Raw genomic sequence first — 14,117 nt, forward strand, 5'->3', positions numbered from 1 at the left:
TGATCGACCGGACGGGCGATCAGCTTATGCCTGCCTACGTGATGATCGCCGCCTGCGTGGTGGGCCTCGTGGCATTGCGATTCACCGACGAGACTGCCGGCAAGCCACTACGGGCTGCCTGATTACAACTTTGGGGGACTTTCTCTTGCCGATCGATGCCAGTGCCGCCCTTGCCCGACTTACGGGGGCGTGGGCACAAGAACCATGGGCGCGTACAGTACTGGGGCTTCTTGTGCTTGCGGGTTCAGCGTGGCTCGCCAACTGGATCGCCCGGCGGATCGTGCTGAACGGGATGATGCGGATGATCCGGCGCACACCGTTCGAAGTCGGCGCGGATCGCATTGGTGCGATCGTCTCGCGCCTTTCGAACATCCTGCCCGCACTGATTGTACAGGGCGGTATCGGCACTGTGTCGGGGCTGCCCATGGCACTGCCCAGCCTCGTCCACAGTATTTGTGCAGCCATCATCATCGTCAGCCTTGCCCTGGCACTGACCGGTGTACTGACGCTTGCCAACGAGCAGTACCAGCGTCGCCCGGAAGCGGGCAACCGGCCGATCAAGGGCTATGTCCAGGTGGCCAAGCTGCTCGTCTATGGCGCAACCGCGATCCTGGCGATCGCGGCGCTCATGGATCAGTCTCCCTTGCTGCTGCTGTCGGGGCTGGGCGCGATGGCGGCGGTGCTCATGCTGGTCTTCAAGGACACGATCCTGTCGCTGGTGGCTTCCGTCCAGATCACGTCCAACGACATGATCCGAGTGGGAGACTGGATCGAGATGCCCAAACTCGACGCCAATGGCGACGTCATCGATATCGCGCTTCATACCGTGAAAGTGCAGAACTTCGACAAGACGATAACCACCATACCCACGCACCGCCTGATCACGGAAAGCTTCCGCAACTGGCGCGGTATGGCGGAGTCCGGCGGGAGACGGATCATGCGTTCGCTGATGATCGATCAGAACAGTGTGTGCTTCCTTGGCGACCAGGACCTTGCACGATTGTCGCGCTTCGCCGTGCTTCGGGGTTATCTCGATGATCGTCAGCGAGAGGTGTCAGACTGGAACCGTCATCATGCCGCCAGCGAAGTTCTCAATGCTCGCCAGCTCACCAACATCGGGACCTTTCGCGCCTATGTCCTCGCCTATCTGCGCAGCCGTGCAGACATAGCCAAGGACAAGACCATGCTGGTCCGGCAACTGGAACCAGGCGAGCATGGCTTGCCCCTGCAGATCTATGCGTTCGCATCCACGACCGTCTGGGCGAGGTACGAGGACATTCAGGCCGACATCTTCGACCATCTCATCGCGATCATGCCGGAATTCGGGCTGCGCCTATTCCAGAGGCCGACAGGTCTGGACCTTGCGGGCCTCGTCACGCATGGCTCCGATGTGCCGGTGATCGGGCGGCCTGACGATGCAGCCCAGAAGAAAGATACAGTCCATGCCTGACTTTTCCATCAAAGCCCTTTGCGCCAGTTCACTTGCGGCCGCTGCGCTCGTTTCGGTCGCGCCCGCACATGCACAAACTGCGGGGCAGCCGGTTGGTCCGAGCTACCCCGACCTGGTGGAACTGTCCAAGCGTGCGGGCATGGTCATCAAAGCGCGGGTCCAGACGGTATCGCGCCTCGATCCCACTCAGGTTCGCAATCCGACAGCGCTGCACGATCGCTTCTACGCGCAAGCGCAAACCGAGGCCCTGATTTACGGACGCCAGGGCATCGGCCCTTCGCTGCGCTACCTTGTCGATCTGCCGCAGGACCGTCCTGAGCTTTCCGGGCGCGAGGTGCTGCTCTTCGCCTGGCGCGTGCCCGACAAGGCCAGCGACATCAAGCTCGTCGATCCGACGGCGCAGGTCTTGTGGACGCCGGTCCAGGAAACCCGCTTGCGGTCCATCCTGAGTGAACTGGTGGCGCCCGGCGCGCCGTTACCCGTCACACGGGTACGGGAACTGATGTTTGTGCCGGGCAATCTTGCAGGACAGGGGCAAACACAGATATTCCTCGACACCAAGGGCGGCCACAGCGCGGCGATCACCGTACGCCATCAGCCGGGAATGGCGCCGAGTTGGGGCGTGTCCTTTTCGCAGGTGGCTGCCGCTACTGAAGCGCCCCCGCGGCAAGACAGCCTGGCATGGTATAGCCTGGCGTGTTTCCTGCCCGCTTATCCGCCCGCAGCCGCGAACGTATCGCGCAGCAGCGCAAAACAGCAACAGGCGCTGACCGACTATCGCATGGTGGTCTCCTCGCTCGGCACCTGCAACCGTACGCGATGACGGGGCTTATTCCACCACCAGTTTGAAGGCTATGGGGACGGGGCAGGAACGACGGCATCTCAATCGGCGGCGGCGCCGGGCCACGAGGGCGCCATCCATGAACGGTTGGAGCACATCGTGCTCTAGCGCTGGTGGCGCCGCTCGATAGTGGAACGGGTCGATCGCGAAGCGGTGATGTCGCGCATTGTGGAGGACAGTGGCTGGACACCTCGCTACGCCTGCATGGTGATGATGTCCGCCGGCATCGCGGTTCTCGGGTTGCTGCTTTCCTCCCCGGCGTTGGTGATCGGCGCCATGCTCATCTCTCCGCTGATGAGCCCGATCCTTGGGTTGGGGTTCAGTCTTGCCCTGTTCGACTTTAGCGAGATGAGACGGGCGCTGACGGCGCTTGCGATCGGTGGCGGCGCGGCGGTGCTGTTCACGGCGCTGATCGTAGCGCTTTCACCGCTCCAGGCGCCGACCAGCGAGATCATCGCGCGCACGAGGCCCAACTTGTTCGATCTCGCCGTCGCACTCTTCGCGGCGCTTGCCGGTACTTTCGCGATCATTCGTGGGCGCGGGGACACGATCGTCGGGGTCGCCATCGCTACGGCCCTGATGCCCCCGCTTGTCGTGGTGGGCTTTGGCCTTGCGACCTGGAACATCCCGGTCCTTGGCGGCGCCTTCGCGTTGTTCGTCACGAACTTGATGAATGACCGCTTTCGGGACCGTCGGACAGGGCCTCGAACGGCAAGAATGGCAGCGTAGCTTGGGCAGTTTACGCCAGCACCGCCGCGGAACTCTCGCCGATTGCGGAAAGTCGGCTTACCGTTTGAGAGGGGCAGACAGCTGCCCGTCGCCTTCGGTGCGGCGCATCGCCGACACGGGGAATTTCCTGCCAGTCGGCAGACGCCCCGTAGCAGACCTATGGTGAGTGGCTTACGTCACGCTGGAATGGGTCGACTGGTTCCGGCCGACGTTCGATCTTGATACGAGCGACGTAGCCGGCTCCAAAGCGGTGCCGCGACGACCCATCCTGGACAAGGAGCGATCCCCGCTGACCGCTTTATCGGCATTGCCGAGGAAGCCGGGATTACACATCAGCTGTCCGAGGATCTGTTTCGGGCGGTGCCATCGCTGCGGTGACCCGAAATTGCCCCTCTATCGATAGATGTGGTGGCGGTACAGATAGGGAGACTCGTTCATTTCTCGTCCGCTGTACGGGCATTCGATGTCAGCCTATCCGATTTCACTCAGAAACTGCTGTGCCTGCTTCAAGACGGCCTCTTGGTCCTCACGGGTATGGCGATCCCAATTTCGATAGGGGATCGCAAGGCGGTGATTGCCTTCGAGCCTGTCACGGTGGCGGGCGAGAAAATCCCAGTAGAGCGCATTGAACGGGCAAGCGTTGTCGCCGACGCGATCTTTCACGGAGTATACGCATGCACTGCAGTAATCCGACATGCGGTTGATGTAGGAACCAGACGAAACGTAGGGTTTGGAGCCGAGCAAGCCGCCGTCGCCGAACTGGCTCATGCCAAGCGTATTGGGCAGTTCGACCCACTCATAGGCATCGACGTAGACTTCGAGATACCACTCGTGGACCTGCCGAGGATCGGCGCCGATCAACAAGGCGAAGTTGCCGATGATCATGAGCCGCTGAATGTGGTGCGCATGCCCTGTGGCAAGGGTCTGGCCGATCGCCTCGCGCAGGCATCGCATGTTCGTTTCGCCAGTCCAGAACCATCCAGGCAGAGATCGTCGGTGATCGAAGAAGTTCCGATCCACATACTCCGGACCTTCACGCCAGTAGATCCCGCGCACGTATTCGCGCCATCCCAGGATCTGCCGAATGTAGCCTTCTACGGAATTGATCGGTGCTCTGCCCGCAGTGTACTCCGCTTCGGCACGTCGACACAGGTCAAGCGGGTCGAGCAGTCCCGAGTTGAGGTAGGGCGAAAGGATCGAATGCCAGAGGAACGGCTGGCCGATCAGCATCGCATCTTCGTAACGGCCGAAATCGGACAAGGCGCTCGCAAAGAATCCATCGGCCTGTCGCCGAGCATCGGCGGCGGTGACGGCATAATTGAAGTCGTCCAGCGACCCCGGATGATCCGCGAACCGTTCCGCGACCAGTCTGAGAACATCCCGGGTTATCAGGTCGGGCTCGAAGCGCATGGGGCGCGGCATGAACAGGTCGGCATCAGCAGGTTTGCGGTTGTCTTTGTCAAAGTTCCACCGCCCGCCGGCGGGCCTGCCCTCTTCGAGCAATAGACCAGTCTTGCGGCGCATTTCTCGATAAAAGAATTCCATTATCAGTTCGCGCCGACCGTCAGCCCATTCGCCAAATTCACGGTGAGTGCACAGAAACCGGGTGTCCGAACGGATCTCAACGGGCAGTCCGAAAAGTGGCTGCCAGCTTTCGAGCATCGCGGCGACGCGCCACTCGCCGGCTTCGGTCACAACGATCCGGTCGGGCGAATGGCGGCTGACTGCCCTGGCTATCTCTCCGGTGAAACTGCCACTGTTTTGAGGATCCTCGAGATGGACATAGTCGATTTTCCAACCCGCATCGGCCAGCGCCTCAGCGTGATGGCGCATGGCGGAGAGAATATAGGCAATCTTCTTCTTGTGATGGCGGACATACGTCGTTTCTTCCGCCACCTCCATCATCAGGAGAACGGTTTTGCTCTGCTCCAACCCGGCCAGCGATGACAGATCAAAGGAGAGTTGGTCGCCAAAGACAGGCACAAGGGTTATCCTTACCGTTCATCCTGAAATGGGGCGAACGGTGTGACCGTGCGCCTTTGATAGCAAAACGGCACTCTTACCCTGGTTTCCGGCTGCGCTGACATCTGTCCGAGCAGCACTTCACCTCGGCCCAATCTCGCGCCCATTTGCGACGCCATGTGAACGGGCGAGCGCACGCAGCGCAGATCTTGCAGGGCATTTCGGATTTCTTGCGCATCCTGGCCATATTCAAAATCCTGACCCTAGTCAGGCAGACGCGTGCCATCCCAGGCGAACAAACCGCCGCTATCGACGCGGTCGAGGCGATCGACCACGTCTAGCAAGTGTTCAGCCGCATACTCCGGCGTGAAGAGCCTCTCAGGCGGCACGCCGCGCTCGAATGGGGCGGAAAGGTCGCTTTTGACGGTGCCGGGGTGAAGCGCGACGACGATGACTTCTGGATGGGTTCGCCTCATTTCTATTGCGAAATTGCGCATCAACATGTTCAACGCCGCCTTGCTGGCCCGATAGGCGTGCCATCCGCCGAGCCGGTTGTCGCCGATGGAGCCGACTTTCGCCGAAAGCACGGCGAAAACGCAGCGCCCATGTCGAGGTAGCCGTGGCAGCACGTGCTTGGCGATGAGTGCGGGGCCGATCGCATTCACCGCGTAAACGCGCGCCAGCGCCTTGGCATCTAGTGCCCGAAGGGTTTTTTCAGGTGCGATTGCCGATGCTTCGTCGTGCAGCATTCCGGTGCACACCAGCACCATTCCAAGCGGCTGCGGCAGTGCTGCGGCCGCCACGGCAATCGATGCTTCGTCGTCCAGATCGAAACGAAATGGGGTGCAATCGGATGCGGGACAAATGCCTCCTCGAGACCCGGCCAGGACCGCGCCGAAACGCCCGCTTCTCGCCAGTCTTGCTGCAACCGCTCCGCCGATCGCCCCGCTGGCGCCGAATACCGCCGCCGTCATGGCCGCGATGCTTTCGCCGACTTCCTTATCTTGCATGCCTGAAGCCCCTGACCAGATCGAGGGCCGTCCCATCCGTCAGGGTGGTCTTTATCCGTTCGGCAAGTTGGACGCCTGAGAGCCATGCTCCTTCGACAGTGGGCTCGGTGCACCAGTCTCCACATGCGCCCAGCTGTAGTGTCGGATTCCAAATGACCTTACCCGACTGACCGCAGGGCCGTGAGAACCGCCACCTATGGGCTTTGACGAACGAAAGCGGCGGAAGATCGGATTCGATCGCTGCGGCGAAAGCCTTAAGCAGCTGCGCCGCGATGTCGGACGCCGCGTGCTCCAAGTGCTCGTGCGACCACCGCGCATTGGCATGCAGGACCCAGCATTCCGCCTCACCCCTGGCAGGCTTGGACCGGTTGTTGGCGACCATCGAGAAGATGCCGAAATCCGTCGCGAAATTCATAGGAATGGCGAGCGGGTGCTGAAACTCCGCCATGACGGCCCAGCAAGAGGAAGACCGCACGGATGCTGCGTAGCGCGCGGCGTCCAGATCGTGCAGGGAAAGCAGCGGAGCGGCCTGCTCAGCCGGTACGGCGATCACCACGCTGTCGAACGGACCTGCTTGGCAGCCTTCACCTTCGATCATCCATCCGCTGTCCCCCCTGGAAAGCGACTGGACCCGGAAATCGAACCTTACATCAAGCTGCCTGCTCTGCTCGGCAACGAGGGTGGCCATGGACGGCATGCCAACTACGGCGTCCGGGGGCCCATCGTTCCAGCGTGCAACCCAGCCAGCGTCCTGCCAGCGCATGACCTCGGCGCGAAACTGAGGGTCAAACGCGGTAAACGAGGGCGTCCCCAGGTCCCAGGACGATGTGCCGATCCTCACAGTTGTCAGTCTTCCGCCAGGCCGGCGGCCCTTGTCGACAAGGACGATTTCGCCGGTGCCGCGCAGCCGCTGGGCACATGCGAGCCCTGCAACGCCAGCGCCCACGATGCCGATCCGCCGCGTCATCCCCTGTGTCCCTGCATCAAGGCCAACACTTCCCTACGCCTCCCGGCGTCGTCACGAAAGCAGCCAAGCATCTTGCTCGTTACCATGTCGACGCCGTGAGTGCGTACGCCGCGACCTGTCATGCAGCCGTGGGTTGCCTTGACTATGACCGCCACGCCAAGCGGCTGCAGATTATCCCATATGCAATCCGCGACCTGCGCGGTCAGGCGCTCCTGAATCTGCAGACGCCGGGCGTAGCCGTGCAGGACCCGCGCCAGCTTCGAAATGCTGACGACGCGGTTACGGGGGAGATACGAGATAGATGCGGTCCCCGCGATCGGCGCGAGGTGATGCTCACAGTGAGAATCAAAGGGTATATCACGCAGGAGCACGACATCATCATAGCCGCCTGCCTCGTCGAACGTGCGCAGAAGATGGGTTGAAGGATCTTCATCGTATCCCCTGCAATACTCTTTCCATGCGCGCGCTACCCGGTCAGGTGTATCGCGAAGACCTTCGCGATCCGGGTCGTCGCCCGCCCATCGCAGGAGAGTACGCACAGAATCGCGAACATCTTGGGGTATGGCCCTGTGGACGGTGTGGCTGTCACCATCATCCTGATGGTCGGGCACGAACCCCGCAGACATGACGTTCATGATATTTCTCGACAGGTTCGCCGCCAACCTAGCGCAGGCGGTCGCTCGAGAACGTCCTAGGCTTCTCGTCGGGTCTCTGCGATATGGCCTAACGGGAAGGGAAGCGCTGTGGCAAAGACTTTAGATCCGAACTCCTTGATTGCGAACAGCCGGGTTGCAGCTGTCGTCAGTGACCCTTGCCTCGCAGACAACCCGATCGTCGCCTGTAACGAGGCCTTCCTCGAGTTGACCGGCTACTCCAGAAAAGAGGTCATCGGTCGGAACTGCCGGTTCCTGCGCGGCACCCGGACCGAAGAGGAGCAGGCCGCGATGCTACGCGATGCGGTCGCGCAAGTCCGCCCGGCAATGGTCGAGCTTATCAATTATCGCAAGGACGGAACGGCCTTTCGAAACGCCGTGATGGTAGCGCCGCTGTTTGACGGAGACGGGGAAATCGAGTTCTTCCTCGGCTCGCAAATGGCCATAGACGATACCCAGGAGAGCCGCCATCAGCAGGCGCGCACGCGCATCGAGAGCCTGAGCCGGCGCCAGCTCCAGATACTTCAGGCGCTGGCGCAAGGACGCCTGAACAAACAGATTGCCTTTGAGCTTGGCGTGACCGAGCGGACCATCAAGATGCACCGGGCGGCGGTCCTACGCGCATTGGACGTTCGCACGGTGGCGGAGGCAATCCGGATCGCGATCGAGGCCGGCTTCTAGAGCGTGCGCTGCGCAGCGAAGCGCGCCAGTTCGAGCAGCAACGCTGCCCCCGCACCAAAAGGCTCCAGAGCGTTCTTGCAGGAGCCAAGAAGACGCTGCGCCTCCAGCGCTGCAGCCTCGGCGCCCAAGACCATAACGGCATTTTTTCGGTTGTTGGCGGCATCCTTGCGCAAAGCCTTGCCGACGGCCCGCTCATCGCCGGCCGCGTCCAGAAGGTCGTCCTGCAACTGAAACAGCAAGCCGAGATCTTCCGCGAAAGATATCAGTCCAGCGCGGCCCTCGGCGTCGGTTTGACCCAGCAGAATTCCGGCTTCGACCGCATAGCGCACAAGCGCACCGGTCTTTCTGACCAGACAGGCAATGAGTGCCTCTCGGGATATGTCATCGCCGGGGTAGAGGTCCATCATCTGGCCACCGGCAAGGCCGTCCTGGCCTACCGTCTGCGCAAGGCGCAGCACCAGTTCACCGCGTACCGACGCATCCGGGTGCGTACGCGGATCCGCGAGAATCTCGAACGCGAGCGCCAGCAGCGCATCGCCAGCGAGGACCGCCGTGGCCTCGTCAAAACGGCGGTGCACAGTGGGCTGGCCGCGCCGCAGGTCGTCGTCGTCCATGCAGGGAAGATCGTCGTGAACTAGCGACTGTGCATGAACGCATTCGATGGCAGCGGCGGCGCGCAGCGCCATGCTTCTGGACCCGCCCACCATCTGGGTGACTGTAACGGTGAGCGCGGCGCGAAACCGCTTGCCTCCTGCAGTCGCCGCGTAGCGCATGGCATCGGCAAGACGCAGATTGCGCGCAGGAGAATTGCCGATCGCCTCGATAATGGCTTCGTCAACGTCCCGGCGAATGTCGGCCAGGATTACCGCCGCATTGGAAGGCTCGCGGTCCGGCAGTATTATCGGTACCGGTCGGAATCTCATGCCTTCCTCCATTCCCGCGATTTCTTTGAACGTGAAGCCTTGTTCGCGCAGCCAGGCGCAAACTTCTTCGATGACCTCGTCCGGCGCCGATGCGGCTGCGCTGAGACCAACCATCGAGGCATTGGCTGGAAAGCACCGTTCGAGATCTTCGGCACCTTCGACCAGCAGGCCTTGAGGGCAGCCAGCAGCAATCGCGGTCTCTACCAGCCGGCGCGCATTCGAGGACATCGGATCGCCAACGATCAGCATCACATCGCATCGCGCTGCGATCCGGGAGACAGCCGCCTGGCGGTTGGTCGTGGCATAACAGATGTCACTGGAGCGCGGGCCCAGGCAGTCAGGAAAACGGGCCTCTATCGCTTGGATCACCGTTGCCGCCTCGCCAACGGAGAAGGTGGTCTGGACGGCATAGGCCACGGGCGTATCATCAGGAAGTGACAAGGCGCTGACGTGTGCCACATCGGCCACCACCGAAATTTGTGCGCAGGGGACCTGACCGATCGTCCCGATGATTTCAGGATGGTCGGCGTGGCCTACCAGCACGACGTGGCGGCCTTGCTTATGCCACTGAACCACTTCGGAATGCACCTTGCCGACCAAGGGGCAAATCGCATCGACGACACGTAGCTTGCCTAGCCGCGCCGCCTCCTTCACTGCGGCCGCGCTGCCATGGGCTGAGAGTATTGTGACAGCGCCCTCCGGTATCTCGCTCACTTCCCGAACAAAGACGGCGCCGCGCTGCTCAAGGCGTTGGACTACGCGGCGATTGTGCACGATTGCGCGGCGAACGTAGACCGGGGCGCCATAGGCGTCCAGCGCATCCTCGACGGCTGCGATGGCGCGCCGCACTCCTGCGCAAAACCCGCGCGGATTAGCCAGCATCACGGACTTCCTCGAAACCGAGAAACCGTGATCGATATTTTTGCCTGGTAAACTCATTATGGCATTATCCTATCACACTGACATCCTTTCGACTTTTTGCGGGAATTTCCATCCTCCCCTTTGGACAGGTGGCCCCATAATGACGATCTTTTAAAGCAAGAGTTCATCCTGCCCCCCAATGATGGCGAACTTTTTCATGCCTTCCAGACCTTCCGCTATCGTCATCGGTTCAGGTTTTGGAGGATTGGCGCTGGCGATCCGCTTGCAGAGCGCGGGAATTGAGACGACGGTGATCGAAGCACGTGACCGCCCAGGCGGCCGTGCGTACCGTTGGGAACGAGAGGGGTACACCTTCGATGCCGGCCCGACCGTGATCACAGATCCCGCTTGCCTGGAAGAACTTTGGGCGCTGTCGGGAAGCCGAATGGAGGAGGACGTAACCTTGCGGGCGGTGGATCCGTTCTACCGACTTGTCTGGAACGATGGTACGCAGTTCGATTACTCAAACGACGATGCCCGACTGGAAGCCGAAATTGGCAAGCTCGATCCCCGGGATGTCGAGGGCTACAGGCGATTCCTGGACTACTCGCGCGCGGTCTACCAGGAAGGATATATAAGGCTTGGCGCCGTCCCATTCCTCGATTTTAGGAGTATGCTGAAGGCGGCGCCGGCATTGGCGCGTCACAAGGCCTGGCGATCGGTGTATGCGACGGTGGCGTCCTTCGTGCGCAGCGAGAAGCTACGCCAGGTGCTGTCATTCCACACCTTGCTGGTCGGAGGCAATCCGATGAAGACAAGCAGCATCTATGCCCTCATCCATCATCTTGAAAAGGTGGGCGGGGTCTGGTGCGCAGTCGGCGGCACCAATGCCCTCATCGACGCTCTGGTGGCTTTGTTTGAACGGCTGGGCGGACAGCTGGTGCTGAACGAAAAGGTTCAAACGATCACGTACGAAGGCCGCCGTGTGACGGGCGTAATTACCCAGTCCGGCCGTCGCTTCGGTGCCGACCAGATCGCTAGCAACGGCGATGTTGTAAGCACTTATGCGATGTTTAACGGTTCCTCTCAGGCAACCCGCAAGCTGCGCTCGCTGAAAGCCAAACGCTTTTCTCCCAGCCTGTTCGTCGTACACTTCGGGCTGCGCGGGACATTCCCGGACATTGCCCATCATTCGATCCTGCTTTCCGATCGCTACGGGCCATTGCTTGACGATATCTACAAGATCGGCCGCCTTCCTGAGGACCCTTCGATCTATCTGCACAATCCCGGTGCCAGCGATACGAGCGTTGCTCCGGCCGGGAAATCGGCGTTCTATGCGTTGGCTCCTGTTCCGCACCTCGGCGCTGCGTCTATCGATTGGTCGAAGGAAGGGGATCGCTACCGCGAAATCATCATTGACCGCATCCGCAAGCTGCTGATCCCGGACATCGACGATCGCATCGAAGTCTGCTTTCACTACACGCCGCGCGACTTTGAAAGCGATCTGGGCGCTCATCTGGGGAGTGCCTTCAGCTTGGAGCCGATACTGACACAGAGTGCCTGGTTCCGCGCCCACAACCGCGACGATCATTTCGACAATCTTTTCCTTGTGGGGGCAGGCACTCATCCCGGTGCTGGCATTCCCGGGGTTGTGGGAAGTGCGAAGGCTACAGCAGGGTTGATGATCTAACGGCCGATCCTAACATTATTAAGCAATTTCAGTAATTTATGATTCATTTCTTCCTGCGAAGGATGTAGTGTTCAACGGGATGGGCTAGCATTGTCTGAGATGAGGGCGTGTGCTGCTTGCTCGTTTCGCGCCAGTTCTCGCCGTTAGCGGGTCAAATCAGCGTCTCCGAAAGCTGCCCCGCAACTCTCCTGGGGTCTATTCTGTAAAGTGGTGGACAGAGGCCTATCCGTATTCGAAAAGCGAATGGGTCAAGCCGCTGTCCATTAGTTATTTCAGCGGCAGGAAAAGGTCCGCAACTGCCTCATGCGCCGGCACGTCCGGGAAAAAGGCGAGACGCTGGCAATAGAGCGGGAAATCCCTCGTCTCTTGGCCGCTGGCTGGCAGCCAGTCGCGATAGAGGTGGAGCGCAGCAGATTCCAGATTGTCCGTGTTACCGACGACGCGCAACACCGCGCAGCGCCCCCCTGGGATTATTCCGGCCTCGATCCGCTCGCCATTTGCTGCGATCGGTTGTTCGGTGCCGACGCACAGGTCCAGCCGATATTCTGTCGGGGGCGTGGTGCGTGGATCGGAATGGAAGACGTTGTAGGTCGGGTTGGTCTTTGGTGACAGACCGGTGGCCTTGCGCCAAGCGATGAACCGTTGGATGGTAACACCGATGGTCGCTGGGTCGCCCCGATGCTCCATGATCGCCACCGGCGTCGGGGCAACTTTGCGGATCGTCACGTCGTCTAGGGTAAAGGTCTTCTGCATGAGCTTGCTCCTCGCGTTGTCCAGAGGCCCGAAGGCCGCAAGCCACGGCTCCCAATCGGGAGATTTCCGGAACGACGACGGCGATTGTCCAAACCGTTGCCGAAAGGCGCGGGCGAAGGCATCCGGGGCGTCGTAACCAGCATCCATCGCTATGTCCGTCACGCTTGTCGCGTCTCTATAGGCCAACTGATATGAAGCACGCTTCATGCGGGCGAGCTGTACATAACGATGCACGGACAACCCAAAGGTTGCCATGAACTGCCGGTGAAAATGGAATTTTGAAAACGCGGCGACACCACTTACTGCGTCCAAATGCAGATCGTCGTGCAGATGTTGGTCAATGTGATCCAGTACCCGCTGCATCCGGGCATGGTAGTCTGTAAGCGCCGCCTTCATCATCCTATCCTCCGTGGCGACACCAGTTAGGCGCTCTTGGACATCGTGTGCTCGACCGATCTTGCGGTTTTGCGCAGTCACACACCATCGCCCACGGCACCTTTCACGGCGTTCGGGCATACCTATCCGCAAAAGCGGATCGGCAGCCTTGCTCAGCGGGCCAAAAGCTCTGGTATCACCAGCTGTCGGTTCCAAAATAGAACCATCAGCACTGCGGTCCTACCCAATGCGACCCAGGACAAGATATCGTATATTCCGTCGCCGATCAGCGCGGCAATCAAGCCGAATGCATTTCCCGATATACCATCACTTGCGAGACGACATGTCCAGAATAGCTGACCATCTTCACATCATCACGGGCGGTCCAGGGTCGGGCAAAACGAGCCTGATCGACGCCCTTGCTGCGGAGGGCGTCCGTCACATGCCAGAAGCCGGCAGGACGATTATTCAGGACCAGGTGGAGATCGGCGGCATCGCTCTGCCGTGGAATGATCGGGAAGCGTTTGCAACCTTGATGTTGGCATGGGAACTGCGATCCTATGACGAAGCTGTGCGAGCGCCAGGCCCGATCATCTTCGATCGCGGCATCCCCGATGTGATAGGCTATCTACGCCTTTGCAGGTTGCCCGTGCCGGCACCGGCGCTGCGGGCGGCCGAGCTACGGCGCTATTCTAAAAGGGTGTTCATCGCGCCGCCTTGGCCGGCCATCTTCGAGCAGGACACCGAGCGCAAGCAGACGCTGACGGAAGCCGAGGCCACGTACCATGCGATGGTCGATACCTATTCCGCGCTGGGCTACGAGCTAGTGCCGCTGCCTTTGGCGCCCGTCGCCGAGCGGGTTCAATTCGTTCGCAAGCAGATCGCCTAGTTTCTCGATTCGCCATCCTTTTCGGGACAGCCGCGAGCGACCAAATCTGGCGATAGCCGTCGTTCAGCAGGTCGTGTCGGGACGACGCCTTTGTTCCACCGTCCGGCATCGATTCTGGTACGCGGCCGACCAGAACGCGTCGTTCACATTTGTCACCGAAAGCGTCCGACCCGGACAAAAGCTGCCGGCGCAGGTGTTACGTCCGGCTTAGCAGGTTGCGGAAAAAGGCTCTTTCCTTGAACCGCTTGAGGTGATTCAGACGCCTTCAACTGAGGTTGAAGGATTTGAGATGCGGGGCGGCGATTACCGGAGCGAAGGGTTGTTTTCCTACGT

12 protein-coding genes and 1 pseudogene are annotated in these 14,117 nt (G+C 60.7%); 6 read left to right on the forward strand and 7 right to left on the reverse strand.

What is annotated here, in order from left to right:
- Positions 1-145 precede the first annotated feature (145 nt).
- The 3 genes and pseudogenes from ACYPYD_RS02305 to ACYPYD_RS02315 form a co-directional block, all read left to right on the forward strand.
- Positions 146-1,450 carry a mechanosensitive ion channel family protein gene (locus tag ACYPYD_RS02305; protein WP_459661919.1) on the forward strand — a complete coding sequence of 435 codons (1,305 nt, stop codon included), beginning with the start codon at positions 146-148 and terminating at the stop codon, positions 1,448-1,450.
- Positions 1,443-2,273 (forward strand): hypothetical protein, encoded by an 831-nt coding sequence (locus ACYPYD_RS02310; RefSeq protein ID WP_459661910.1) that lies wholly within the window; start codon positions 1,443-1,445, stop codon positions 2,271-2,273. The genes ACYPYD_RS02305 and ACYPYD_RS02310 overlap by 8 nt, the downstream gene beginning before the upstream one ends.
- Before the next feature lie 174 nt (positions 2,274-2,447).
- Positions 2,448-2,963: pseudogene (locus tag ACYPYD_RS02315) on the forward strand (DUF389 domain-containing protein); the annotation flags it as partial.
- 528 nt (positions 2,964-3,491) lie between these two features.
- Here ACYPYD_RS02315 and ACYPYD_RS02320 read toward each other — a convergent pair.
- From ACYPYD_RS02320 to folE, 5 genes are all read right to left on the reverse strand, one after another.
- Entirely contained in the window at positions 3,492-5,003 is a 1,512-nt protein-coding gene (locus ACYPYD_RS02320; protein ID WP_459661911.1) for a cryptochrome/photolyase family protein, read from the reverse strand.
- Between the two features lie 76 nt (positions 5,004-5,079).
- Complete coding sequence (locus ACYPYD_RS02325; RefSeq protein ID WP_459661912.1) at positions 5,080-5,268, reverse strand: DUF2256 domain-containing protein; 189 nt, start codon at positions 5,266-5,268, stop codon at positions 5,080-5,082.
- The gene (locus ACYPYD_RS02330) at positions 5,246-5,992 is read right to left on the reverse strand and encodes an SDR family NAD(P)-dependent oxidoreductase (RefSeq protein WP_459661913.1); all 747 of its coding nucleotides are present in this window, start codon (positions 5,990-5,992) and stop codon (positions 5,246-5,248) included. The genes ACYPYD_RS02325 and ACYPYD_RS02330 overlap by 23 nt, the downstream gene beginning before the upstream one ends.
- Entirely contained in the window at positions 5,982-6,959 is a 978-nt protein-coding gene (locus ACYPYD_RS02335; protein WP_459661914.1) for an NAD(P)/FAD-dependent oxidoreductase, read from the reverse strand. The genes ACYPYD_RS02330 and ACYPYD_RS02335 overlap by 11 nt, the downstream gene beginning before the upstream one ends.
- Positions 6,956-7,585, reverse strand: a complete 630-nt coding sequence (folE, locus tag ACYPYD_RS02340; RefSeq protein ID WP_459661920.1) for a GTP cyclohydrolase I FolE — start codon at positions 7,583-7,585, stop codon at positions 6,956-6,958. The genes ACYPYD_RS02335 and folE overlap by 4 nt, the downstream gene beginning before the upstream one ends.
- A gap of 117 nt (positions 7,586-7,702) precedes the next feature.
- On the opposite strand from folE, the gene ACYPYD_RS02345 reads away from it, so the two are divergent.
- Positions 7,703-8,293, forward strand: a complete 591-nt coding sequence (locus tag ACYPYD_RS02345; protein WP_459661915.1) for a response regulator transcription factor — start codon at positions 7,703-7,705, stop codon at positions 8,291-8,293.
- Here ACYPYD_RS02345 and ispH read toward each other — a convergent pair.
- On the reverse strand, positions 8,290-10,098 hold the full coding sequence (ispH, locus tag ACYPYD_RS02350; RefSeq protein ID WP_459661916.1) for a 4-hydroxy-3-methylbut-2-enyl diphosphate reductase: 1,809 nt from the start codon (positions 10,096-10,098) through the stop codon (positions 8,290-8,292). The two genes, ACYPYD_RS02345 and ispH, sit on opposite strands and share 4 nt — an antisense overlap.
- A gap of 181 nt (positions 10,099-10,279) precedes the next feature.
- On the opposite strand from ispH, the gene ACYPYD_RS02355 reads away from it, so the two are divergent.
- Positions 10,280-11,767, forward strand: coding sequence for a phytoene desaturase (locus ACYPYD_RS02355; protein WP_459661917.1), 1,488 nt, complete (start codon positions 10,280-10,282; stop codon positions 11,765-11,767).
- A gap of 267 nt (positions 11,768-12,034) precedes the next feature.
- On the opposite strand, the gene ACYPYD_RS02360 is transcribed toward ACYPYD_RS02355, so the two are convergent.
- The gene (locus tag ACYPYD_RS02360) at positions 12,035-12,916 is read right to left on the reverse strand and encodes an AraC family transcriptional regulator (RefSeq protein WP_459661918.1); all 882 of its coding nucleotides are present in this window, start codon (positions 12,914-12,916) and stop codon (positions 12,035-12,037) included.
- A gap of 331 nt (positions 12,917-13,247) precedes the next feature.
- Between ACYPYD_RS02360 and ACYPYD_RS02365 the strand changes: the two genes are divergently transcribed.
- Complete coding sequence (locus tag ACYPYD_RS02365) at positions 13,248-13,784, forward strand: AAA family ATPase (RefSeq protein WP_459661921.1); 537 nt, start codon at positions 13,248-13,250, stop codon at positions 13,782-13,784.
- Positions 13,785-14,117 lie beyond the last annotated feature (333 nt).

The organism is Novosphingobium sp. 11B (assembly GCF_054589055.1).

What these genes read in the sequence shown, in the direction of transcription:
- ispH (WP_459661916.1), bottom strand. Translation starts at nt 10,098, where the DNA reads ATGCTGGCTAATCCGCGCGGGTTTTGCGCAGGAGTGCGGCGCGCCATC.
- ACYPYD_RS02335 (WP_459661914.1), bottom strand. Translation starts at nt 6,959, where the DNA reads ATGACGCGGCGGATCGGCATCGTGGGCGCTGGCGTTGCAGGGCTCGCA.
- ACYPYD_RS02355 (WP_459661917.1), top strand. Translation starts at nt 10,280, where the DNA reads ATGGCGAACTTTTTCATGCCTTCCAGACCTTCCGCTATCGTCATCGGT.
- folE (WP_459661920.1), bottom strand. Translation starts at nt 7,585, where the DNA reads ATGTCTGCGGGGTTCGTGCCCGACCATCAGGATGATGGTGACAGCCAC.
- ACYPYD_RS02325 (WP_459661912.1), bottom strand. Translation starts at nt 5,268, where the DNA reads ATGGCACGCGTCTGCCTGACTAGGGTCAGGATTTTGAATATGGCCAGG.
- ACYPYD_RS02360 (WP_459661918.1), bottom strand. Translation starts at nt 12,916, where the DNA reads ATGAAGGCGGCGCTTACAGACTACCATGCCCGGATGCAGCGGGTACTG.
- ACYPYD_RS02310 (WP_459661910.1), top strand. Translation starts at nt 1,443, where the DNA reads ATGCCTGACTTTTCCATCAAAGCCCTTTGCGCCAGTTCACTTGCGGCC.
- ACYPYD_RS02330 (WP_459661913.1), bottom strand. Translation starts at nt 5,992, where the DNA reads ATGCAAGATAAGGAAGTCGGCGAAAGCATCGCGGCCATGACGGCGGCG.